Annotated in this window: 19 protein-coding genes; 7 read left to right on the top strand and 12 right to left on the bottom strand. The window is 63.4% G+C overall.

Annotation, left to right across the window (positions count from 1 at the left end; all coding sequences use genetic code 11):
• Window positions 1-153: 153 nt before the first annotated feature.
• The 5 genes from GA615_RS11770 to GA615_RS27425 all read right to left on the bottom strand — a co-directional run bounded on the left by GA615_RS11770 (window position 154) and on the right by GA615_RS27425 (window position 4,988).
• Window positions 154-1,569 carry a sialate O-acetylesterase gene (locus tag GA615_RS11770; RefSeq protein WP_201750167.1) on the bottom strand — a complete coding sequence of 472 codons (1,416 nt, stop codon included), beginning with the start codon at window positions 1,567-1,569 and terminating at the stop codon, window positions 154-156.
• Between the two features lie 144 nt (window positions 1,570-1,713).
• On the bottom strand, window positions 1,714-2,715 hold the full coding sequence (locus tag GA615_RS11775) for an RluA family pseudouridine synthase (protein WP_152051490.1): 1,002 nt from the start codon (window positions 2,713-2,715) through the stop codon (window positions 1,714-1,716).
• Between the two features lie 96 nt (window positions 2,716-2,811).
• Window positions 2,812-3,207, bottom strand: a complete 396-nt coding sequence (locus tag GA615_RS11780; RefSeq protein ID WP_152051491.1) for a hypothetical protein — start codon at window positions 3,205-3,207, stop codon at window positions 2,812-2,814.
• 13 nt (window positions 3,208-3,220) lie between these two features.
• On the bottom strand, window positions 3,221-3,694 hold the full coding sequence (locus GA615_RS11785) for a DUF29 domain-containing protein (RefSeq protein ID WP_161602292.1): 474 nt from the start codon (window positions 3,692-3,694) through the stop codon (window positions 3,221-3,223).
• 55 nt (window positions 3,695-3,749) lie between these two features.
• Window positions 3,750-4,988, bottom strand: coding sequence for a tetratricopeptide repeat protein (locus tag GA615_RS27425; protein WP_161602293.1), 1,239 nt, complete (start codon window positions 4,986-4,988; stop codon window positions 3,750-3,752).
• Window positions 4,989-5,699: 711 nt separating this feature from the next.
• Here GA615_RS27425 and GA615_RS11790 point away from each other — a divergent pair.
• Both GA615_RS11790 and GA615_RS11795 read left to right on the top strand, forming a co-directional pair.
• Entirely contained in the window at window positions 5,700-6,155 is a 456-nt protein-coding gene (locus GA615_RS11790; protein WP_235905362.1) for a hypothetical protein, read from the top strand.
• A gap of 191 nt (window positions 6,156-6,346) precedes the next feature.
• Window positions 6,347-7,363: a DUF1559 family PulG-like putative transporter gene (locus tag GA615_RS11795; protein ID WP_152051494.1), complete on the top strand. Its 1,017-nt coding sequence runs from the start codon at window positions 6,347-6,349 to the stop codon at window positions 7,361-7,363.
• A gap of 396 nt (window positions 7,364-7,759) precedes the next feature.
• Here GA615_RS11795 and GA615_RS11800 read toward each other — a convergent pair whose 3' ends face one another.
• The 5 genes from GA615_RS11800 to GA615_RS11820 form a co-directional block, all read right to left on the bottom strand.
• Window positions 7,760-8,614, bottom strand: a complete 855-nt coding sequence (locus GA615_RS11800) for a YkgJ family cysteine cluster protein (protein ID WP_152051495.1) — start codon at window positions 8,612-8,614, stop codon at window positions 7,760-7,762.
• Between the two features lie 188 nt (window positions 8,615-8,802).
• The gene (locus GA615_RS11805; RefSeq protein ID WP_161602294.1) at window positions 8,803-9,639 is read right to left on the bottom strand and encodes a class I SAM-dependent methyltransferase; all 837 of its coding nucleotides are present in this window, start codon (window positions 9,637-9,639) and stop codon (window positions 8,803-8,805) included.
• Window positions 9,640-10,308: 669 nt separating this feature from the next.
• Window positions 10,309-11,988: a hypothetical protein gene (locus GA615_RS11810; protein WP_161602295.1), complete on the bottom strand. Its 1,680-nt coding sequence runs from the start codon at window positions 11,986-11,988 to the stop codon at window positions 10,309-10,311.
• 399 nt (window positions 11,989-12,387) lie between these two features.
• Entirely contained in the window at window positions 12,388-12,657 is a 270-nt protein-coding gene (locus tag GA615_RS11815) for a hypothetical protein (RefSeq protein WP_161602296.1), read from the bottom strand.
• Window positions 12,658-12,783: 126 nt separating this feature from the next.
• Window positions 12,784-13,800 carry a DUF1559 domain-containing protein gene (locus GA615_RS11820; protein ID WP_152051499.1) on the bottom strand — a complete coding sequence of 339 codons (1,017 nt, stop codon included), beginning with the start codon at window positions 13,798-13,800 and terminating at the stop codon, window positions 12,784-12,786.
• 486 nt (window positions 13,801-14,286) lie between these two features.
• On the opposite strand from GA615_RS11820, the gene GA615_RS11825 reads away from it, so the two are divergent.
• The 4 genes from GA615_RS11825 (at window position 14,287) to GA615_RS11835 (ending at window position 17,152) form a co-directional block, all read left to right on the top strand.
• The gene (locus tag GA615_RS11825) at window positions 14,287-15,861 is read left to right on the top strand and encodes a DUF4070 domain-containing protein (protein WP_152051500.1); all 1,575 of its coding nucleotides are present in this window, start codon (window positions 14,287-14,289) and stop codon (window positions 15,859-15,861) included.
• A 336-nt stretch (window positions 15,862-16,197) separates the two neighbouring features.
• On the top strand, window positions 16,198-16,332 hold the full coding sequence (locus GA615_RS28435) for a hypothetical protein (protein WP_261343941.1): 135 nt from the start codon (window positions 16,198-16,200) through the stop codon (window positions 16,330-16,332).
• 13 nt (window positions 16,333-16,345) lie between these two features.
• The gene (locus GA615_RS11830) at window positions 16,346-16,543 is read left to right on the top strand and encodes a hypothetical protein (protein ID WP_152051501.1); all 198 of its coding nucleotides are present in this window, start codon (window positions 16,346-16,348) and stop codon (window positions 16,541-16,543) included.
• 183 nt (window positions 16,544-16,726) lie between these two features.
• On the top strand, window positions 16,727-17,152 hold the full coding sequence (locus GA615_RS11835; protein ID WP_152051502.1) for a hypothetical protein: 426 nt from the start codon (window positions 16,727-16,729) through the stop codon (window positions 17,150-17,152).
• Window positions 17,153-17,379: 227 nt separating this feature from the next.
• Here GA615_RS11835 and glnA read toward each other — a convergent pair whose 3' ends face one another.
• The gene (gene glnA, locus GA615_RS11840) at window positions 17,380-18,795 is read right to left on the bottom strand and encodes a type I glutamate--ammonia ligase (RefSeq protein ID WP_152051579.1); all 1,416 of its coding nucleotides are present in this window, start codon (window positions 18,793-18,795) and stop codon (window positions 17,380-17,382) included.
• 319 nt (window positions 18,796-19,114) lie between these two features.
• Window positions 19,115-21,409 carry a [protein-PII] uridylyltransferase family protein gene (locus GA615_RS11845; protein ID WP_161602297.1) on the bottom strand — a complete coding sequence of 765 codons (2,295 nt, stop codon included), beginning with the start codon at window positions 21,407-21,409 and terminating at the stop codon, window positions 19,115-19,117.
• 146 nt (window positions 21,410-21,555) lie between these two features.
• On the opposite strand from GA615_RS11845, the gene GA615_RS11850 reads away from it, so the two are divergent.
• A complete protein-coding gene (locus GA615_RS11850) occupies window positions 21,556-22,200 on the top strand; it encodes a metallophosphoesterase family protein (RefSeq protein WP_152051504.1) in 645 nt (214 codons plus the stop codon).
• The last annotated feature ends 43 nt before the right edge of the window (window positions 22,201-22,243 follow it).

Raw genomic sequence — 22,243 nt, forward strand, 5'->3', positions numbered from 1 at the left:
ACCTGGCATTCCCACGCCAGACACTCACACACAGGAACATACATCATCAAAATCACCTGATGGGTAGCCTCACTGGCCCCCCATCCAGCGGATCGGGACCCGAGGGCCTCGATCCGCCGTTGCACCGCAGTGCCGAGCGTTTCAATCCGTTCCTTATCGAACGGTGATCCCCGGCCACGAATCGGTCCGGAAGGGGGTCGCGGGCAAGTCCGCGCCGTTCCAGAGGTTCACCACCGGGTAATCGTCCCAACCGAACCGAACGGCGACCGGATGCTCGACCTCGGGGCTGGACACGACGATCGTTTCCTCGTCCACAATCTCAGCCTGAGCGTTCACGAACTTCTGATCCTCGCCGGCAATCGTGAAGCCGGTCAACGACCCGTCCTTGGCGACGAGGCCACCCTGGGTGTGGTCAAACGTCAGCGTCGCCTTGCCGTTGGCGAAGCGGGCCGAACGCAGGGTCGGACCGGAGTAGGGGATGTCTTTCCCATACTCGAGCGCCAGCGCCGCCAACGCCAGCCGCTGACCAACCGGCTCCTTGGCCTTCGGATGGATGTCGTCTTCCTCTCCCACGTCGGTGATGACGGCCATCGCCACGTTGCGCAGAACCTGGGTGGCCAGCAGCTGGGCCTCGCGCAGCTCGGCCCAATCGCTCGGGCCGGGCTCGGTCCGGATCTTTTTGAACGGCGCGAGCTGCACGAGCAGGAACGGGAAGTCTCCCTGACCGAACGCGTCTCGCCAGTTCTCGATCATCGCCGGGAACAGGGTGCGATACTCAAAGGCCCGACCGGCGTTCGATTCCCCCTGATACCAGATCGCCCCGGCAATGCCGTAAGGGACGATCGGGTGAATCATCGCGTTGTAGAGCCAGCCCGGACGGTGCGATTCTCGCTCGTTCAGCGGTCGGTCGAGAATTCCCTTGAGATACGGGTGAGCGGCCATCGCGGCCGAGTCGGTCCAGGCTTCGGCCGGGGTGCCGCCGTAGTTCGTGCTGATCAGGCCGACCGGCACTCCCAACTCCTTGCGAAGCATCTTGCCGAAGTGGTACGCCACCGCCGAGAAGCCGGGAATCGTCTCCGGTCCCGAGGCCGACCAGGAAATGTCGACCGTGTCCTGCGGCTCAGCTGTTCCCACCCGAGGCACCGTCAGCAGGCGGAGCATGGGGTCGGCCGACCCGGCAATTACCTCATCCGGGTTGGCACTCTGCGTCACCGACCACTGCATGTTCGACTGCCCGGAGCAGACCCAGACCTCACCGACGAGCACGTCGTTGATCGTCACCGAGTCGTCACCACTGGCAATCGTCAGGGTGTCGCCGTTGCCTCCCACGGCGAGATCGTGCAAGGAGGCCATCCACTTCCCGTCGTCGCCGGCGGTCGCGGTCGCTTCCTGATCCCGGAAGCGCACCGTCACCTCGGCTCCGGGGTCGGCGGTCCCCCAGATCGGCACCGTGGCGCCTTGTTGCAGCACCATGCCGTCCGAGAAGATCGGATTCGGCGTCACTTCGGCGAGGGCCGGCATCGCCGAGCCCATCCCCAACGCCACCACGGCGGCAAACCATCTGCTCATGCGGAGAGTCATCGATCAATCGCTCCTTTGGCGCCCGTTTGCGAAATCCAAGGCCAATCCTCCTTCCAGGGGAAGGAGCATTCGGCGATCATAACGCCCGTTCGCCACCCTCGCCACGATCCAGAACCCTCATCTCTGCCGTTCTCAACCGATTGCTCGATGCTCCCGCAACGCTTGCAGGACCGTTTGCATATCCTCCGGCACCGGCGAAACCAACTCCATCGGCTCGTCCGTCTTCGGATGAATCAACGAGAGCCGATGCGCATGCAACGCCTGCCGAGCAATCAAGACCCGATCCGCGTCGGGAGCCTCGGGACCGATCAGATCCCCCATCGTCAGCTTGTCGCGCCCCGAATACAGCTTGTCGGCCACGATCGGGCAACCGATGTGTGTCAGATGCACCCGAATCTGATGCGTCCGGCCCGTCTTCGGCTCGCACAAAATCAACGCATATCCACGAAAACGCTCCAGCACCTTGTAAAAGGTCCGGGCGACCTTGCCGCCGTCCTCCGGCCTTCGAATCGCCATCTTCTCTCGATGCGTCGGATGATGACCGATCAGCTTGTCGATATAATCACTGTCTCGTTCCGGCGATCCCGACACGATCGCCAGATATTGCTTCCGGATCGTCCGGTCTTCAAACTGCTTCGCCAGGTGCGTATGCGACCGATCCGCCTTGGCAATGAGGATCAGACCCGACGTATCCCGGTCGAGCCGATGCACGATCCCCGGCCGCAACTCTCCCGAAACGCTCGACAACTGATCGAGATGATGCTGCAACGCATTGACCAAGGTCCCCGACCAGTTCCCCTTTGCCGGATGCACCACCATGTTCGGCGCCTTGTCCACCACCGCCATCGTGTCATCTTCATAGATAAACTTCAGCGGAATATCTTCCGCCTGCGGCACGTCATGGTCGAGCACCGGCAGCCAGACCCGCACCCGGTCCCCCAGTTGCACCTTGTACGACGCCTTCACCGCCTGGTCGTTTACCAGGACCGCTCCCGCGTCGATCACCTTCTGAAAGACACTCCTGGAATAGTCCGGAAAGCGACTATGCAAATAATGATCGATCCGCTTCGCCTCCGACCGGGCCCGGATCGTGAACTCGGTCGGTTCGTCTGACAGCGATCGCTCACGAGGCATGAAAGGTGGGTCCGTTCGATCGCGCGGGCCGAAGCGATCATGAGGTGTTCAGATGAGTGGAGGAACAAACCACCAACGACGATCAACCGCCGTCCATCACGGAACCAACTCGACAAAGCGGGGATCGCCCCGGAGAACGACCGACGCCCCTTCACCTCGGAGAATCAGTGCCTCCGACGCTTCGGTCACGACCGAGAACACGACCGGTACGTGATGGACCTCGAGTGGGATCGGGATTTGATTCTCCCACCGCGACCCGTCGATTGAGAAGGCCCCATCCGCCAGGATCATCGGGAACCGCGTTGGCAGCGATTCCACGGTCGCCTCCCGGAGGATCAGGTCAACCGCCTGGCCCCATCCCGTCCCCGAGTCGAAGCCGGGTCTTCCCTCTGATTGGTGCACGTACGCCGGTCTCAACCGGACCACAATTGCAGGACCGACCCGTTCCAGGCCCTCGACGGTCGAGTCGTGCAGTTCGATCATGCGGTTCATCGGCCAGGGTCACTCACGACCGGGCTTCAGGACCGGCCTCGGGCAAGACCATCGTGAGCAGTTGCTCCAGCGTATACGGGCAGTCGCTCGGGAAACGGTCGACCGGCAAATCCGTCTCCGCGGCGGCCCGCTCGACGGCCCGCTCGTAGACCGCCGGAAGCGTCTCCTCCGCATGAGAACGGAGCACGCCTCTTGAGGCGATTGCATTCAGCTCTTGCCGCTGTTCGATGACCGTGACCCGCCAGCTCCGGGAGCGGTGATCGGGCTGAAACTCCCACTTCAGCAGGTGCAGGAGGAGAACCACCAGGCGGCTCTCCACCTCGCGGCGATCGCGTCGGGCCATGTCCGAGAGGAACTCCACGAGATGGGCCAGGTCGAACTCCTCGACCCGCCCCTCACGTGCCAGTTCGGCCATCAGGTCGAGCCAGGCCGTTTCATCCTCCTCGTACAGCGAAGCCAGCGTGTCAAGGGTTCGAGTGGCGGCCATCAGTTTCGCACCGATCTCGGGAGCGGGCGGTTCACTAAGCCCTTCGCCGATCCGATCAGTTCGGGCCCCTTGACGGGAACACTTCGTCCGGTAATTCGCCGCTTGGGGCCGGGGTCTCCGGCGCCGGTTCCGGAGTCGCGGGAGCCGGTTCGGGATCGACGGGCTCCGGCGGGGCAGGGGCCGGCGTCCCGAACGGATCATCGGGCACGCGAGGGGCTTCTGGGGCCGGCGTCTCGCTTGGAGCCGGAGCCGGCGTCTCGCTCGGCTCGGGGGCCGGGACCACAGGCACATCGTCAGCCGGTTCCTCGGTGGTCGCCGGAGGCAGTTCCGGCAGGCCTACCGGAGCGGGCATGTCGGGGGCATCCGGCGTCTCGGAGGGCGTGCTCAGGTCGGTCGAGGGAGCCAGATTCAGCCCTTCGAGCCCTGGAATCGAGCCACCCGGCAAGCCACCGGGACTGCCGCCGCCGGGAGGCAGACCAAACAACCCTTCCAGCGGGCTCGATGCCCCAGGAGCGAGGTTCAAGCCCGGCAGGTCCAGCCCCGAGGCTCCGCCAGCCGAGGCGCTCGGCTCATAGGCCGAAAGCGCCTCGTAGAAGGCGATGCTGTCGCTCCGACGCAGGCGTTTCAACGTCTTGGCGGCCTGCGCCGCCTCGGGGGTCTCGGGGAACTCCTCGATGACCGACTCATACAGCGCCAGCACATCGTCGAGCTTGGCGTGGTCGGTATCGTCGGCGTTCAGCCCCATGCGGGCCTCGGCCGATCGGGCTCGACCAAGCGCGGCCAGGCGTTTCAGGGCGTCGTTTCCTGTTTCGACGTCTTGATAAACCTGGTTAAACAGGTCGTCGGCCTCGACCACCTTGCCCATCCCTGCCGATCGCCGCGAGGTCGCCAGTTCGGCCGAACCTTCGTTGAGCAACAGCGAGGCGGCCCGCAGCCGGGCCCAATGGGCGGCGGCGGTGTCGGGATGGGTTTCGGCAATCCCCTTGAGCCGTTCGGGCAAGCCCGCGTTGGGATCGGCGCCGAACGATGCCGCCGCCGAGGGGGCCACGCTGATCGAGGCCAGCTCGTTCCAGGCCGCCACGGCCGTCCGGTTCGGCCCGCCGACGCGATAGGCGATCCAGACGCCGCCCACCAGCCCGGCGAGGATCAGGACCACCCCTGCCCAGAACGCCGGCCCTTTCTGGATCATCCGACGGATCCACTGTTCGAGCATCGTCGGCTCGTCGTGGTGAATCAACGACTCGGGGGGCGGCTCGCCCTCGTGATGGTGGCGAGGTTGGGGCTCGGTCTTCATGGTCGCTCGGCACGCTCGGCCCCGAAGCCGGGGCGATCTCGGGATCGGCAACGCAACACGCAACGAAGGGGATGCCCCCTTTGTCATCGCGTCATCTTAGCGGCCGGTCGTCACCATGGTCAAGCACACCCGCCCCTGCGATCCCATCCGCCTCCGCCAACCCTTCAATCCACAGGGCCGAGCGCAACCCCGGCGAACAGCCCCACCAGAACCAGGAGGCAACCCACGACAAAAACCAGAGACGCAAAGGAAGAAGACCCTTCCCTTTGCTCCTCAATAGAGCATTCAACCATCAATGAGATCCCGCCCTGGTTGCACATCGCGAACAAACCACATGACAAGCACTTGGCGTTCCTCCCCTGCGAACGAAACGCGCAGCACTTTTTCCCCTCTCGGACGATCAGGAACCACTCAATCCATGACCTGCCTGCATCTCGGCAACCGTTCACGCGCAGGCAGTTCCAGGAATCCGCATTCAAGCTTCCCTAACCCGTCCGAATCACTTTGAAAAAAAAAGGTTGGAGAGTTAAGGAATATCTTGTTCCACTGGAGAGCGCATGATAACGTGACGGCACAGATCGAAATCTGTTTGAGGACGCTCGAAAACCCACTCGTGATCAACCAGTTCCCCTTGGGGCCGATCTGGCCCGTGGGATTGAGGTTCTGACCTCTCGTCTTTGATCAACACGAAGAGGGAAATCACGCATGCGCATGAACGCGCGAACCAGGTCAGCCCTGGCGATCCTGACGCTCCTCAGCGTCAACGCGATCGGTTGCGGTGGCGGAGACAATCTGCCCCGCGAGGCAATTTCGGGATCGGTCACCCTGAATGGCGCCATGCTGGATACAGGCATCATCACCTTCGTGCCTGTCGATCCAGATATTCCGACTCAGGGCGGAACGACCATCGTCGATGGATCGTATTCGATCCCCCGCGCTCAAGGTCTTGTTCCCGGCAAGTACAAGGTCGTCATCTCCTCTGGAGAGGGCTCCGAGGAAAAGCCCGTGGAAAGCCTTGATGAGTTCGGGCCTGGCATGCCCCCGGTTCCAGCCGAGGAATCGATTCCCGCGCAATACAGCGGAAACACGGTTCTGGAGGCCAATGTCACCGCCGGTGGCAGGAACCAGTTCGAATTCACCCTGAACAAGGGAGGTGGGGGAAGCTGACGGCCTGATCCGGGGTGGCCTCCCGTCGTTCCTCATCGTCCGTGCGGGTCGCGGCGCATCGCTCGCTCTGGGCCGATCGCGCCGGCCGAAGACCTCACGAACGCCATCGTACATCTCCACTGTTTCAAGTCCGTTCAGTCGCGTCGACTCGGTCCGATCTCACAGTCCCAGTTCTTGGGAGGTAATCGACCATGCATCGTTCCCGTCGCGGATTCACGCTGATTGAATTGCTGGTGGTCATCGCCATCATCGGCGTCCTGATTGCGCTGTTGCTGCCCGCCGTCCAGTCGGCTCGCGAGGCGGCCCGGCGTGCCCAGTGCACGAACAACCTCAAGCAAATCGCCTTGGGGATGCACAATTACCACGACACGCACCAGGTCTTCCCGGCCGGTGCGAATTCGTGCTGCTGGGGCACCTGGATCCTCTACACGCTGCCCTATGTCGAGCAACAGGCCTTGTACAACGCCTGGAACTTCGGCGGCCGGTCGTTCGACACGACCGCCACGTTCCGCTACGCCGGTCCGTTGAACGCCACGGTCTCTGCAACTCGGGTCAAGGCATACCTCTGCCCCAGTGACGGCCAGGCGGAAAACCTGACCGGCATCGGCCCCACGCTCAACGGCGTCAAGTTCGCCACCACCTCGCAAAACTACGTCGTCAACTACGGCAACACGACGACCGACCAGCGAGCAACCTACACCAACGCCATCTACCCCGGCAGCCCCATCCAGTTCGGGGGCGCTCCCTTCTCCGACCTGTTCGCGCCCGGCAGCGGCACCGGCGGCAGACGGGTGTACGGCATCAACACCATTAACGATGGTACCACCAACACCCTGCTCGTCTCGGAAGTCATCGTCGGCACCGGCTCCGGAGGTGGCGCGTACAACGCCCCCTTCGACCTCCGTGGCTTCTCCTGGTGGAGCAGTGCCGCCGTCTTCTCGGGCCTGATGCCCCCGAACACCACCTACCCCGACGTGACCGAGAGCAATTCGTACTGCATCTACCCGTTCCAGAACAATCCGCCCTGCACGGGCCCCACCACAGAATTGCCCCGCGTCAACTTTGCCCGCAGCGAACACCCCGGCGGGGTCAACGCCGCCATGGCCGATGGCAGCGTCCGCTTCATCAAGGACACCATCGCCATCCCAACCTTCCGTGCCCTCTCGACCACCCGCGGCGGTGAAATCGTCAGCGCCGACCAGTACTAACCCGATCCTCTGGCCAATCGCTTCTGGCCCTCTCTCCCCGCTCGCTCGCGGGGAGAGGGTTGGGGCGACGGGTCCCTGGCGATCGGAACCACGCGTTGCGCCTCGTCCGAGCCCCTCACCCGACCTGCGGCTCCTGACTCGCCGAATCGAGAAAGGGCCTTCGACCGCCAGAGAATGCCCCGGATGAACCACTCACGCGGCCCTCGCGTGTGTGGAACCGACCCAACAACGGGGACAGGCTCCCGCTCATCGAGGAGTCTGTCCCCGATTCCATTTCCTCTCGCGCCGTTCTCTTGATGAACTCACAGGTCCGGGGAAAGAGCCGCGTCCTTGCATCTCCTGGTCGGCCTTCTGCCCTTGCCCTTGCCCCGACGTGACCATCGGCTCCCGATCGGATCAAGCTCCCGAACCCTCTCCCCCCGGCACGCCCAACCCCTGATCACCCCCGCCGCGCTCCTCCGCACGCATCGGCGAGGATTGGCGCGCAAACCGGTCAATCAGGTCGCGGAACACATCCGGGGCCGGCCGGAGCGGCGGCCCTTCCCGATGCAAGGCCGCCCACTCGGGGGCCAGCACCAGCGGGACCCATCCGATCGTTTCAGCTTCGGGAGACGGGTCACACAACCTCGCCAACGCCATCCAGAGCGAGCCCGGCAGCTCCACTCCTTCCACCGCCCCCGGCGTCGGCTTCGCGCAGTGCTCGGCCGGCGAGGTCACCAGGTACTCGCGACAAACCAGGGGACGCTCCGGGTGGATCGAGCACGACTCATCCTCCAGAAACGGGCAGGGGACCCCCACTGCGAAGTAGTCGCGCCCCAACTGGCCCCTCGCCTCGCGGTCCATCGTCCGGCGCTCCTCCGACCGCAACGGCTCCAGCAATCCCGCCTCGTCGAGCCGTCTCCGGGCCTCCTCAAACCGATCGAACACCGCCGACCGCCTCGGCTCCGGCATTCCCTCGACCATCGCCGCGATCCGCCGCGCCTCCACTTCGGAGACCGGCACGAGCTGCCTGCAACACGCTCCGCACCCCGCCTTGCACGACACCCGACGCCCGGTCGATTCGACCTGATGGACTGCCAGCTCGACCACCCGGTCCTCCAAGGCCCTGGCCAAAGGCAGCAGTTCCTCCAGCTCCACCGGCCGGGTCGGCAGCCGCACATCCAGATCAAGCGTCCCCCCCGGCAGCTTCAATTGCAGCTTCGCCGACACCGACGCTCCCGGCCCGCCCTCGCCCCCTCCGGCGTCGTCCATCGTCCCACCCTCCCGCTGCCGATGGTTCCCTCGCGCCTTCCCCCCGCGATTCTAAAGGCCAGTTCCGCACCCCGGCAACGACCCATCCCCTCGGGACTTGAACACGAACACGCAAGTGCTGACCTGATTTGAACGCGCGAGAACCTTCCAAACGTGTTCAGCTCGATCTCTCTTGGTTTCCTCGACCGTCAATTTGTCTTTTCCAAAGCAACCCGCATGGGAATGAGATCCCTGTCGTCGAAGACCCTCCACGCATTCGCCAGATATGCCAGGTAGTGATTCACGGTCCTGACGCCGACCAGTTCGATCGCCCTTTCTTGATTCTCGGCGAGCCGGTTGAACCAGGCTTCCAGCGTCGGGCGATAGTCGTGGATCGAGTGGTGGACGATCCGAACGCCAACCTTGTCAAATACCCTCAGGTGTTCTTCCAGCGCAGCCAGCTCGGACCCCGGAAACACCTCGAATCCGGGAAGGATCGTCGGCACCGTCCCGGGAGTGCTCTTGCAAAAGAAATGGTGAACGATGCGTCCCCCTGGCTTCAGCGCATCGCGAAGCTTCCTTGAAAACATCTCTAATTGATGCGTCCTCACATGCTCCATGGTCCCAATCGAATAGATCTTGTCAAAATGCTCCTTCGGATACTCGCACGCGATCGCATCCTTGAATTCGACGCGAAAGCCAAGAGTTTCCCTGACAAAATCAACCTGCTCCCTCGAAAGCGTGTACCCGACCAGGTTATCCGTGTCGTTCGTCATCCGAGCGATTTTCTTCATCATGGCCCCCCAACCACACCCAATTTCGAGAATCACCTCGCCCGGATGCGGATCGATCAGACCGGCAATGAAGGTCGCCTTGTTCTCCTGAGCCTCCTCAAGGGTTTCTCCCGCCCGAAGAAAATCCCCGAAAGAGTAGAACATGAACTCCCTGTCCAGAAACAATTCGTAAAATTCGTTCGACACATCATAATGCTTCTCAATCCCGACCAGATGATTTCGGTACACGCGCGACCGGCGGTATAGAACCATGATCAACCTCACCACGGCCTGAGGCGGATACCTCCGGTCCCACCGCCCGCCCCCTCGCGCCATTCGCTCCCACACCTCTTGCGGGTCCAGAGGCGAGTCCTGGCGACTGAGGTGCCTGAACCTCGCCCAGCACCTCCCAAGGAGTACCGCTTCCGCAGCAACAATGAAATGAGCACGCATGATGTTCTCAGAAACAGAAATCGAATTAACCCATACAGATTACAGAACAAACACAAAAACGAGTCGTTCCTCCTCTTCACGCCTTGACGAGGAAAAACGCATCCCCTTGAATTCCTGCCCCGGCCCGCTCGACGATTCGTTCCTCCATCGTCTTGACGAGAGGCAACAATTCCTACCCATCCACTGCCCCCGTCGTCCATCGCCCCACCGTCCCACTTACGACGGCCCCCTCACCCTCCTCCCAATCTTGGGAGCCCGTCCCATCCCCCTCTACAACCCATCACTCCGAAACGAATCACAGCATCAAATAAACGCTATAAACTTCCACAAAATGATTCAAGCAATCCAAGATTTAACGATTAAAAACAAATTGCTTTTTTCATGACATCTTAATTCTAGAATATCCCCTTTATTACTTGTCCCCGAGCCCGACCAGGCTGGGGTCACGATGACCCCAGCCATCCGAACGAGTCTCTCAGCGGTCGCCCCCTAGCGGTGGGCGAGAGAGCGATGAACGTCGGTGGGGAAGATGTCGAGCAGTTGCTCGTCGGCATCGACACCGACGGAGAAGGTGCCTTCGGTCAGCTCCTTGATTGCGACATCGCCGTTGCCTCGGTCGAAGGTCAGCAGGATCGGCCATTTGCTGGTGAGGGTGGCCTTCGCTCCCCCTCGGACTACGCCCACGGTGTTGTCGAGCACATAGTGGAAGTCGTTCGAGTTTTCGGAGTTATCCAGGGTGATTTCGAAGGTCTTGCGGCGCAGGTCCCAGCCCTTGTCGTCGGTGACGCGGAAGGCATAGGTTTCCGGGGTCAGCTTGTAGCGGGCCGGGCCGAAGCTGCCGCCGCGGTCGAAGGAGATAATCCAGCTCGTCCGGCCGGTCTTGGTGACCGACTCTCCCGGTTGCAGCGAGTACTGAGTGCCTTCGATGAGGAAGGTGGTCGAGCCTCCGGTTTCAGGCGGGTTCATCACGATGACGGTGAGGTCCCGGCGGGCCTGGGAGGAGTCGGGAGCGGCCTCGTCAACCGGTCGGCCGTCGACAATCGGCACGCCGATGTCAGAGGGTTGGCCCGTTTCGACGTTGAGACTACCGTCGCCTCCGGTGCCGACGAGCACGACGTCTTGCCAGAGCAAGGCCGTGGCATCGCTGGGCAAGGCGGGGTTGGAGACGATGAGGATCGGGCCGCCGGTCAATCCGGGGCCGGTGAACGGGTCGATCGACCCCGAGGAGATGTCCCGGATCTCGGCTAGCCGACCGATCAGCCCAGCCCGTCGTTCGAGCTCGTCGGCCATCATGCTGATGCCAAGCTTGCTGGCCGAATTGGGCTCGGCCGCCCAGAGCGACTGAAGCGATCGGGAGACCTCCCGCCGCGAGCGATCAAGCTGGGTCTTCGAGGCACCGCCGGCCGCCAGGCGCTGGAAGTCGTCGAGCGCCTTCGACGATTCGACCCGAGCCTTGTGCAGCTGAGCCACGGAGGCATCGACGCCGAGCTGGTTCTTGAGGATGTTGGCCACAGCGTCGCCGTCGCCGTCGCGGGAGGCTTGGGCAAGCCGGTCGAGCTGGTCTGCCGAGGCGCCGTGAGTAGCCGCCACCTGTCGGAGGTCATTCTCGACCCGGTTCGGCTCCAGGCCGAGCTTCTCGGCCGAATTGCGGAAGGACTCGACCTCCTCGTCGATCGCCTGTTCGGTCAGTTGCAGGACCTCATCGCGACGGAGGTTGTTGACCAGCGAGAGGGAGACGACCTGGTTGGCCGGCACCTTCGCCCGCTGGGGAGCCTGCGGGATCGTGTTCGACGGCGGTGCGGGCGCGGCCGCAGGCACGACGTTTTGTGGCGGCGAGGGGGCCGCGGCGGGAGCAGGTGCCGTCGTGACCGTGGGCTGCGGCTGAGAGTAGACCGTCGGCTGCGGCGGCTGGATGTAGGTGGGCTGTGGCTGGATGTAGGTGGGCTGTGGCTGGATGTAGATGGGCGGCTCATAGAAGTTGGGCGGTCGATACGGTGGACGGGGAGACGTCCAGCCGGGGTTGGTGGGCCGATAGGGCTGTTGCATCGACTGGCGAGCCATCTCTTGGATGGCCAAGCCGCCCAAATAGCCGAGAGTGTAACCAACGTCGTAGCCAAGCTGGCCGTCCTGTGACCCTCCCTCAGGGTTCCGCCCCTGGTAGCCTCTCATCTGGGCCTGGACTGGCTCAGAGGCGACAGCTAAAAGGAACACCACAACAACAAAGCACGGGAGGGAACGTCGGAACACATAGTGACACATTGGAACCTCCCTTCTCCCAACACGGTCGGCACGAGGAAAAACCCTGGGAAGGGCAGTCTGCCCGACCCTTGGCCGAGCATGTCGCGCCGGCACAAGAAAAAAAGCTCCCTTGCGCGCAACCCGAACGCACAATAAGAGCCCTCGTGACCTGGTCAATCCGCCTCTCCGAAAACGGATCAATCCACTTCCACTATCACTCGGTTAGAAGGAGGGAGTCAAGGATATTTCCAAAAGGTTCGAATATCCGGGAAAACAATGGATTCTCAAAACAAAATAAAAAGCATTCTCAATTTATTGCTCCCTCAATCGTCACCATGGCCGCAGGCTCGATTCCAAGCCCCGCGTCGAGGCAGTGCTCTGGGTCCAGTCCTCCGAGCCGTAGGGCGTGCCGCCAGCGACGACGTACCGCTTCGCGGCCAGGTCCGCGTCGCTCATCGGTCGGCCAATGCGTTTGGCACACGATCGCGGATACTCGGTCCCGGGCACCGATTCCGTCCGGACGGGGCCGGGCGGGTTGAGAGCCGCGTGCAAGGCGCCGTCAAACCACTGCTCGACCTGCGGGACCAGACCGGTAGGCAAGGCGTCACGCTCGGCACCCCGCAGGATTGCCAAGAAATATCCACAGAACACAACACAACAATAAAGGGCGAAAGCGAGTCTCCACGCATCCCGCCCCGTGCCACATTCTCCTTGCGTGATCGAACGTCAGTACGAATCGGCGCTCACCACTTCACCCCCTGCCACGGTCCCCAGTGCTCGCCAGGTGAAGCCGTTGATCGTCTCCTTGACGAAGCGTACGCTGCCATCGCCAAAGAGTGCGTTGACACCACCGGGGTGATAGCTTCGGGCGGTGATGGCGGCGAAGGTCGGCCCACCGGTCTTTTCGCGCTTGCTCGTCAAATCGAGGTCGGCGTACTCGCCGTTCGGGCCGCCGGAGATCTTCCGGTTCGGGGGCCAGGCGGTCGTGAAGCCAGTGTGGTGCGTGGCCGACTCGACCCACTCGTTGTGCCCTTCGGCTCGAAAGGCACATCCGCCAAGGTATTCAGGGGCGACCGTGTGGGGATCGGCATCCGGCGGAGGGACGTTGGCCGGATTGTTGATATTTGCGAGCGTCGGGCAGTCCCGGTAATACTCCTGGTACGACTTCCCCTCGGAAAGCAAGATCGTGTTGCTCAGGCCATCCCGAAACGACGCCCAGTTCCGCGAGAGCATCGGGCCGAAGGCCGATCGCCCCTTCACGGTCGTTCCGGTCCCTCCCCAAACAAACCAGTCTCCCGTGCAATAGCCATAATTGCAAACGCTCATCCGACCTCCCCGATCGTGGGTAAACTCCTGCTGGACTTCACTCGGGCAGACCAGCAACGAGAGCCGGGTTGCAGTCGCGGTCAAATTCGACGGATCATACATCTCGAGATCGAAGTTTAACGCATTGAAGATCGCCCCCTGCTCGGCATACGGCAGGATCCGAGGGTGAGCGCCGAAGCTGTTCGTCCATGCCACGGCCCCCCCGGTCCCCGTGATCACCAGCGTCGGCGGCAGGCCGCCGATCGCATCGTGATAGTTGTGCAGGGCCAGCCCAAGCTGTTTCAGGTTGTTCGTGCATTGCATCCGACGCGCCGCCTCTCGGGCCGATTGCACCGCCGGAAGCAACAGCGCGATCAGAACACCGATAATGGCGATGACCACCAGCAACTCGATCAACGTAAACCCGCGACGACGCATCAGAGAGACTCCGAGAAGGATCGGGAACGAACCGGCGAACACTTGACGCACGCTGCCATGCAAGGCCCATACCACCCCACAACCAATTGGATAAGCCACGTCACCTCAACGACTTACACGACTGCCCCCCATCCTGCCGCTCTGCCTCCCGGCGTTTTTTCCGCCGGGCGAGGTGATCGATTGTCCTTCGAGGACCGCCCACCCGCCAGCATGCCTTCTCGCCTTGCGTCGAACGCAAACGACTCGAACGCCGTGTTGAGCCGTCCGAGCCTGGCGACGAATCAGTGCCAAACCGTCGCTCTCGCAAGGCAAAAGGACTTCGAGCATGTCCCGATCCTCCGCCAATTTCCGGGAACTTCCCGTTGGCATGAGACACCCATCGCGGTTAGCCTCATTCAACCCCCTCTTTTTGCGCGGTTTTGTTCGTGACCCAGACGTTCCAAACGCCCCGTCGTCCCGTCCCAACCCGAAGGATCGGACTTGCCCATGGCCCGCATCTGCCTGATCAATCCGCGATTCCCGACCTCGTTCTGGGGGCTCAACCACGGCCTGCCGCTGATGGGCAAGAAGTGCAACATGCCCGTGCTGGCCCTGCCGACCATCGCCGGACTGACCCCCGACGAACACGAAATCGTCGTCATTGATGAAAACATCGACGACCTCGACTTCGACGCCCTCGACGGCTTCGACCTGATCGGCGTCACCGGCATGACCGTCCAGCGCGACCGGATGGTCGAGATCCTCCAGGAGCTCAAGGCCCGCGGCCACTTCACCATCGTCGGCGGCCCCTGGATCACCGTCGCCGAGGGCTGGGAACCCTTCGAGGGGCTCGTCGACGTCACCTTCATCGGCGAGGCCGAGGACACCTGGCCGAAGTTCCTCGAGGACTGGAAGCGCGGCGAGCACGCCGATCGCTACGAGCAGGCCGACAAGACCGACATGACCAAGGTCCCCATGCCGCGCTACGACCTCGTCAAGTTCGACGAGTACGCCATGGGATGCGTCCAGACCTCCCGCGGCTGCCCCTTCCAGTGCGAGTTCTGCGACATCATCGTCATCTTCGGCCGCCGCCCCCGCATCAAGACCCCCGAGATGGTCGTCGAGGAGATCGACTACCAGTACCGCCAGGGGGCCCGCATGATCTTCCTCGTCGATGACAACTTCATCGGCAACAAGAAGGCCGCCAAGGAGATCCTCCGCGCCATCATCGCCTGGCAGCGCAAGAACGGCTACCCCGTCGTCCTCGGCACCGAGGCCAGCCTGAACCTCTCCGAAGACGACGAGATGCTCCAGCTGATGTCCGAGGCCAGCATGAACACTGTCTTCGTCGGCATCGAGAGCCCCGACGAGGAGGCCCTGCTCGAGACCAAGAAGATCCAGAACGTGAAGAAGGGCTTCACGATGATCGACCGCGTCCACAAGATCCAGGACGCCGGGATCGAGGTGTACGCCGGCATGATCGTCGGCTTCGACTCCGACGACCTCACCGTCTTCGACCGCCAGTTCGAGTTCCTCACCGCCGCCCGCATCCCGAACGTCATGGCCGGCATGCTCTCGGCCATTCCCAGCACCCCGCTCTACGACCGCCTCCTCGCCGAAGGCCGCCTCGACAACGCCGCCGCCGACGACCCCGCCATCGCCACCAACATCATCCCGCTCCAGATGTCCGTCCACGAAATGCGAGACGGCTGGCTCGACCTGATGGATCGCCTTTACGACCCCGAAGAATACTTCAAGCGCTTCGATTCCCTCTTCGCCGACAACGCCATCCCCCTCGGCGCCGCCAAGATGCGCTGGATGCGCCGCCACCGCCCCGTCTCGTACGTCCTCCAGCACATCGGCATCGTTATCGCCGCCCTGACCATCCTCGGCCGCATCTGGCGCGACCCCCGCACCAAGCCCTTCCGCCCCGTCTACGCCCGCACCCTCCGCAAGCTCCTCCTCCGCCGCCGGCCCCTTCGCTTCCTCTTCACCTTCGCCACCCGCTGCGTCATGCACACCCACTTCGCCGTCATGACCCGCCAGATGGTCCGAGGAGAATCCCGTCTCGTGAACACCTGAGCGATCCCCGGCGACGACTCCCACCGAGGGCTCGTACACTGTCGCGGAGGAGGACTCCCCCATGCCACTCCGCGACCACTTCCGCCCGCCCCTGTCCGACCGCCGATCGTGGGAAGGATTCCACGGCGGCTGGCCCATAATTGATCGTCCAGGGGCTCAACCGGGAATGACCCTCCCGCTACATCGCTGAGCCCCAGGTCCACCTCGGGGCCGCGATCAAGATCGACGTGGCCACCTCCGGCGAGAACGAGGGCCCGGGACCAGCCCCCCCCCACCAAGTCCAACGGCGGCGGACCCACAGCCGCCGTCTGGGCCCCCCCACAACCGACCCTTGCCGTGGCCACCGAACCGCCTTCCCCAAACGAGTACGCCGTCCTCGTCTACGACACCCGATCCGGCCGCCGACTCGTGGCCGCGGTCGAACTCGTCAGCCCCTCGAACAAGGATCGCCCCGAGCACCGCCGAGAGTGACGGAGCCTACATCATGCCGGTCATCATAAGCCCGAGCCTCTTTATAGACACTCCAAAGCTTTCAAAATTCCAGGCGGTTAATCCACCTTCGACACCATTGAGTCGCATGCGCAAACACAAGCAAGAAGAAATTTGGGAAAAGTTGGCGCGCGACATCGTGGATGCACTTAGTGATAAGTTAAGAGTGATGAAGTTTCGCGGATGGTCCTGATGGCCATTCCAGGGCATTCACCTCACCTTGTCCGTACCCGACCGGCTGAAGACTGGTTCAACACGAACCAGAACCCTACAATTGTTCGAGGAAACTACACTGGCAGACCGGCCCCCGGATTGGTCCTGGGGCCAATCGCCCGTGGATGGACAACACAATCGAACCGTAAGGGAATTCGCACACATGACGCGCTGGATTGCCCCCTGGGCGGCTTTGGCCCTGATGTTCGCCCTGGTGACCGGATGTGCTCCGAAGGAGGAAGCGCCGGTCGAACCGGCCCCGACGACGGAAACGCCCGGTGACGCTGCTGCGGAGACGACCGAAACCGGCGCGGAAGCCTCCGAGGGCGCGCTGACCTCCGAGCAAATCGAGATGATTCGCCAGCTTCCGGAAGCTGACGCCGAGCTGGCCCTGGTCCAGAAGACCTGCCCGGTTTCGGACGAGCCGCTCGGCTCGATGGGCGTGCCCATCAAGGTCACCGTCAAGAACCGAGACGTGTTCGTTTGCTGCGCCGGCTGTGAAGGATCGGTGGAGGACGACCCCGATACCTACCTCGCCAAGGTCCCCCAGGGCGGCCCCGAACTTCCCTCGATGGGCGGCTCCCGCTGATCGAGAGCTGGCTCGATCGCCCCACTCACTCGGCTCGGCCGGTTTCCTCTCCCTCCGGCCGATTCAATCCTCGCAACGAACAACGGCCCGGCTTCGATTCCCCTCAACAGGGTCGAAGCCGGGCCGTTGTGGTCTGTGCGGGCGACGAGACGATCCGAACTCCCGGCCGACGGCACCTCTCATCTTGCCATCGGCCGGGGGGATTCCGGAAATGCCTGGCGATCCGATCAGATGTCGAAGTAGAGGTAGAACTCGTACGGAACCGGTCGGAGGTTAACCTGTTCGAGTTCCCGCTCGCGCTTGTAGCTGATCCAGGTGTCGATCACGTCCGGGGTGAACACGTCTCCCTTGAGCAGGTAGTCGTGATCCTTCTCCAGGGCGTTGAGCGCCTCGGCCAGCGAGTGCGGGGTGCTCTGGATCTTCACGGCCTCTTCGGGTTCGAGGTCGTAAAGGTCGCGGTCCATCGGCTCGCCCGGATCGATCTTGTTCTGGATGCCGTCGAGCCCGGCCATCAAGAGCGCCGTGAAGGCCAGGTACGGGTTGCACGACGGGTCGGGGCAGCGGAACTCAATCCGCTTGCCCTTGGCGCTCTTGCTGTAGAGCGGAATCCGGATGGCGGCCGAGCGGTTCCGCTGGCTATACACCAGGTTCACCGGGGCCTCGTAACCGGGGACGAGCCGACGGTACGAGTTGGTCGTCGGGTTCGTCAGGGCCAGCAGGCTGTCGGCGTGCTTCAACAGGCCGCCGATGTAGTGGCGGGCCGTGTCCGACAGTCCGGCGTACTTCGTGTCGTCGAAGAAGAGGTTCGTGTCCCCCTTCCAGAGGCTCTGGTGCGTGTGCATTCCCGAGCCATTGTCGCCGAACATCGGCTTGGGCATGAACGTCGCGGTCTTGCCGTGCTTGCGCGCCACGTTCTTGATGACGTACTTGTAGTAGAGGACCTTGTCGGCCATCTCCCGCAAGGTGTCGAACCGCATGCCGATCTCGCACTGGCCGGCGGTGCCGACCTCGTGGTGGTGCAGGTCGATCGGAATGCCCAGCTCTTCCATCACCAGGATCATCTCAGATCGGATGTCCTGCAGCGTGTCGGCCGGCGGAACGGGGAAGTACCCTTCCTTGTGCCGCAGCTTGTAGCCGAGGTTCGGCCCTTCGTCCTTGGCCGAGTTCCAGATCGCCTCCTTCGAGTCGATCTTGTAGAACCCGGTGCTCGACGACTGCTCGTAGCGCACGTCGTCGAACAGGAAGAACTCGGCCTCGGGACCCCAGTAGCTGACGTCGGCAATGCCGGTCGACTTGAGGTACTGCTCCGCCTTCAGGGCGATGTACCGCGGGTCGCGGTTGTACGGCTCAAGCGTCACCGGGTCGTACACATTGCAGATCAGGCTCAAGGTCGGCGCGGCCATGAACGGATCGAGCTTCGCGGTGCTCGGATCCGGCCGCAGCAGCATGTCGCTTTCCTGAATCTGCTGGTAGCCCCGGATGCTCGAACCGTCGAATCCCAGCCCGTCCTCGAACAGGTCGTCGGTGAGGTTGCGTACCGGGATCGAAAAGTGCTGCCAGATGCCGGGCAGGTCGATGAAGCGCAGGTCCACAATCTGGATACCGGCGTCCTTGGCCATCTTCTGAACGTCGGCGGGGGTCATAGCCATCGCTGGGAGGGACTCCGTGAGAGAGAGGGGAGAGGAGCGGGATGTCGGTCTGCGGATTGATCAAGAAAAACGCGCGGCATTCTCCCTGCACGGTCGACAACGCACAGCGCGCAACCATGCCGTTTGGATTCGATCCTGGCTTGGAGCAATGAAATACCCGATCCGACCCGCCCAACGCAAGAGCCCAGATTCCCGAACCTTACGCCAGGCGTCCTCCGAACCAGGTCTGAGGGGGCTCTCGCCTTACCATCCCTCGATCCGACCGCGCCCCGCTCGCCTTGCCTCGCGGCGTTGATCGAACTGATCCCTTGTCCTAACCAAGCGGCTCCAGCACGCGGTCCACGGCCCGTTTCACCCCCTCGAGCTGATGCTGCAACCGCTGCCGGAGCGTCTCGGCCGAGTCCATCCGCATCCGTCTCGCCAGCTGGGCGAAGTCGTCCGACGTGGCGGGCGGAACCGTCAAATCCTCGGCGTTGCCTCGCACCACCCGCAACGCTCCGATCAACGATCGGAAGAACCGGCAGCCGTCGCTCAGAGTCGCCGCCGTCTCCCGGTCGAGGTGCCCGGCCTCACAAAGCGCCTCGATCGCCCCCAGCGTGCTCGGGCATCGCAGGGCCGGATTCTCCCGTCCGTGGTGAATTTGGAGCGCCTGCACGGCATATTCGATATCGACCAGGGCCCCCGGGCTGAGCTTCGCGTTGATCGTCCCCGGCCGGATGAGCTGCCGAAGCTGCATCGATCGCATCTTCCGCAGGGCCTCGTGGTCGAGCGGTTCGGGACCGTACACAAACGCGTCTCGATGCTGTTCGAGCAACGCTCCCAGCTCCCGATCGCCGGCCACCGCTCGCAGGCGGATCAGGGCTTGCCGTTCATAGGCCCAGGCGGCTCCTCCGGCCCGGTAATACGATTCGAACAACGACAGGGCCGTGGCCGGCGGTCCTCCTTTGCCATACGGCCGCAGGCGGAAATCGGGCTCGAAGGTCGCCCCGTGCCGCACGCCGAGCACCTGGCGAAGCGTCGTCACAATCCGATCGAAGTACTCCGAGGCCGACGCCCCCTGCGCCGAGGCCGACTGGTCGTGATCGTCCCAGACGACCATCAGCTCCAGGTCCGACGCAAATCCCAGCTCTCGGCCGCCGAACTTCCCCAGAGCGCAAATGGAAACGGGCACCGGACTCCCATCCCCCCGCCTGGGCCGCTCCGGCCCGAGCCGTTCGATGCTCAGGTCGAGCGCCGAGGCGATCACCACCTCGGCCACGTCGGTCAATTCGTCGGCGAAGCCCTCCGGGCCGTCGCTCAGGCCGAGAATCGTCCGCACGTCGGCCCGGAAAATCTCGCGGTCCTTGAACCGTCTGAGGGCCCGGATACGGTCGTCCAGCTCGGCGTCTCGGGCCAGGCGCTGGGCCAGATCGCGGGCCAGTTCGTCGCGGTCGGGGCTGCGCCGCCAGCGTTGCGGATCGTCGATCAAGGGCAAGATGTTTTCCGGCTGCGACTGGAGGAAATCCTCCCATAAAAACCGGCTCTCACCCAGCACCCGAACCAAAGCGTCGAGCACCTCCGAGCGGTCCAGCGCGGCAAACTCCCGAGCCCGATCCGGCCTCGCCATCAGGTCGTTGGCGAACCGGCTGAAGTGAATCAACGCCGATTCCGGATCGGTCGCCCTCGGCAGCCGAGTGCTGAAATGCTCGATCAGAATCAAGGCATATTTCAAGGCCAGCAGGCGATCAGGATCGAGAATCGGCCGCCCCGATCGGTCGGTGATCCAGAGCGTATCCTCGGCCCAGCCGTAATCGGCCACCGTGCAAATGTCGGCCCGGACGATCCGAAACCCGCTTAGGGCCAACGCCGAGGCCGTCAGCGACAGGAACCCGAAGCTGTCGCGCGCTCGCACGTCGATCCGCGTCGGCTTCTCGGGCCCTTCGGCCGAGATCTCCAGCAAGATCGAATCGAGCGGCCCGCCGATCGTCCGACGATCCCCCAACGCCGCGGCAAACCGGCTGATGAGCCGATGATGCACCTCGTCATGCTGCCCCTGGCGCAACAGTTGCGCCAGCTCCGACAGCTCCTCCTCAAACGCCTTCCAGTCCGGAGAGCCGCTCCCGCTCGTCGGCCTGACCGTGAAGACGTCCAGGATTTTCCTCCTGCGATCGGGGGCCTGCGACGATCGCTGCGGCCGAGCCCCCCCCGGCCTCCAGAAGCCCGAACGCCCCGCTCCCCCCGGCGTCGTCGGCCTCGGACGCACCGTCGCAGCCACCGCCCCCGATCCCGGTTCCTCGGCCGGAGGGTCCGACGTGAAGATGCTCGCTTCGACGATCGACAGCCGAGCCACCGTCAGCAGCATGCAGACGGTCGAGAGCAACTGAAAGGCGTCGTAACCGGCAATCTCGACTCGCCAGGTCTCCGGCTCCTCCGGCAACCGCTCGGCTCGCAACCGTACCGGACGATCGACTTCCAGCCCCCGGATCAATCCCAGGTGTCTCGAAATGGTCTCGGCATCGAACCGTTCGCAATACTCCGGCGGGAAGGCCCCGAGCAGATGATCTACCCAGGCTTCGGGATGCTCCCGTACCAGAGTCCGGCGCAGCTCGGCCGGGATTGGCGTGGCCATGACTGAGGTCCCGGACGATAATAAGTTCTTCATCGTCGGCCTTTCCCCGCGCACGATCGGGGGCCGGCGTTCAACGAGTCCCCTGGAGTGTACCAACAATCCGCCCCGACCGAATCGGGGAGGTCGTGGTCAGTGAACGGAACACGATGAAAATCGGTCTGCTCGGCGACATTCACGGAGACACCCGAGCCCTGGAGTCGGCCCTGCGGCATCTGGAAACGCTGCGCGTCGATCAACTGCTCTGTACCGGCGATCTCGTCGGCTACGGCTACCAGTCCGATGCCGCTGTCGCCCGGGTCCAGAGCCTGGGCATCCCCTGCGTCCGGGGCAATCACGATCGCTGGGCCCTCGAACGCCGGCAGCTCATCGGCCCTCGGGGCTGGCGTCCCGCGTCCCTGCACGACACCACCTGGGAGTTTCTCGAACAACTCCCGGCCTCGCGATCCCTGACCGTCAAGGGCATCACCATCGAAGTCCACCACGGTTCCCCCGCCAGCGATACCGAGTTCGTCACCCCTTACCGACCTTTACCTGAGTCCGTGACGCAATTCTGGGACCGTTCCGACGCCTCCGTCCTCGTGCTCGGCCATACCCACCTGCCCATGATCGACCGCCACTTCAACGGCGGCACCCTCGTCAACCCCGGCTCGATCATGGGAGTTCCCGGCATCCAGACCTCCTACAGCTTCGCCGTCCTCGAAGTCCCCTCCCTTGCCGTCCGCGTCTTCGAGGTCCGCACCGGCCGCGAAATCCGCCGCGACCCCGTCTTCCTCAACGGCGACCCCGTCTAACCTTTTTGCCGCCCCACCCGCCAACCCCTCGCAATCCACACCA

The organism is Tautonia marina, from assembly GCF_009177065.1.
Lineage (GTDB): Bacteria > Planctomycetota > Planctomycetia > Isosphaerales > Isosphaeraceae > Tautonia > Tautonia marina.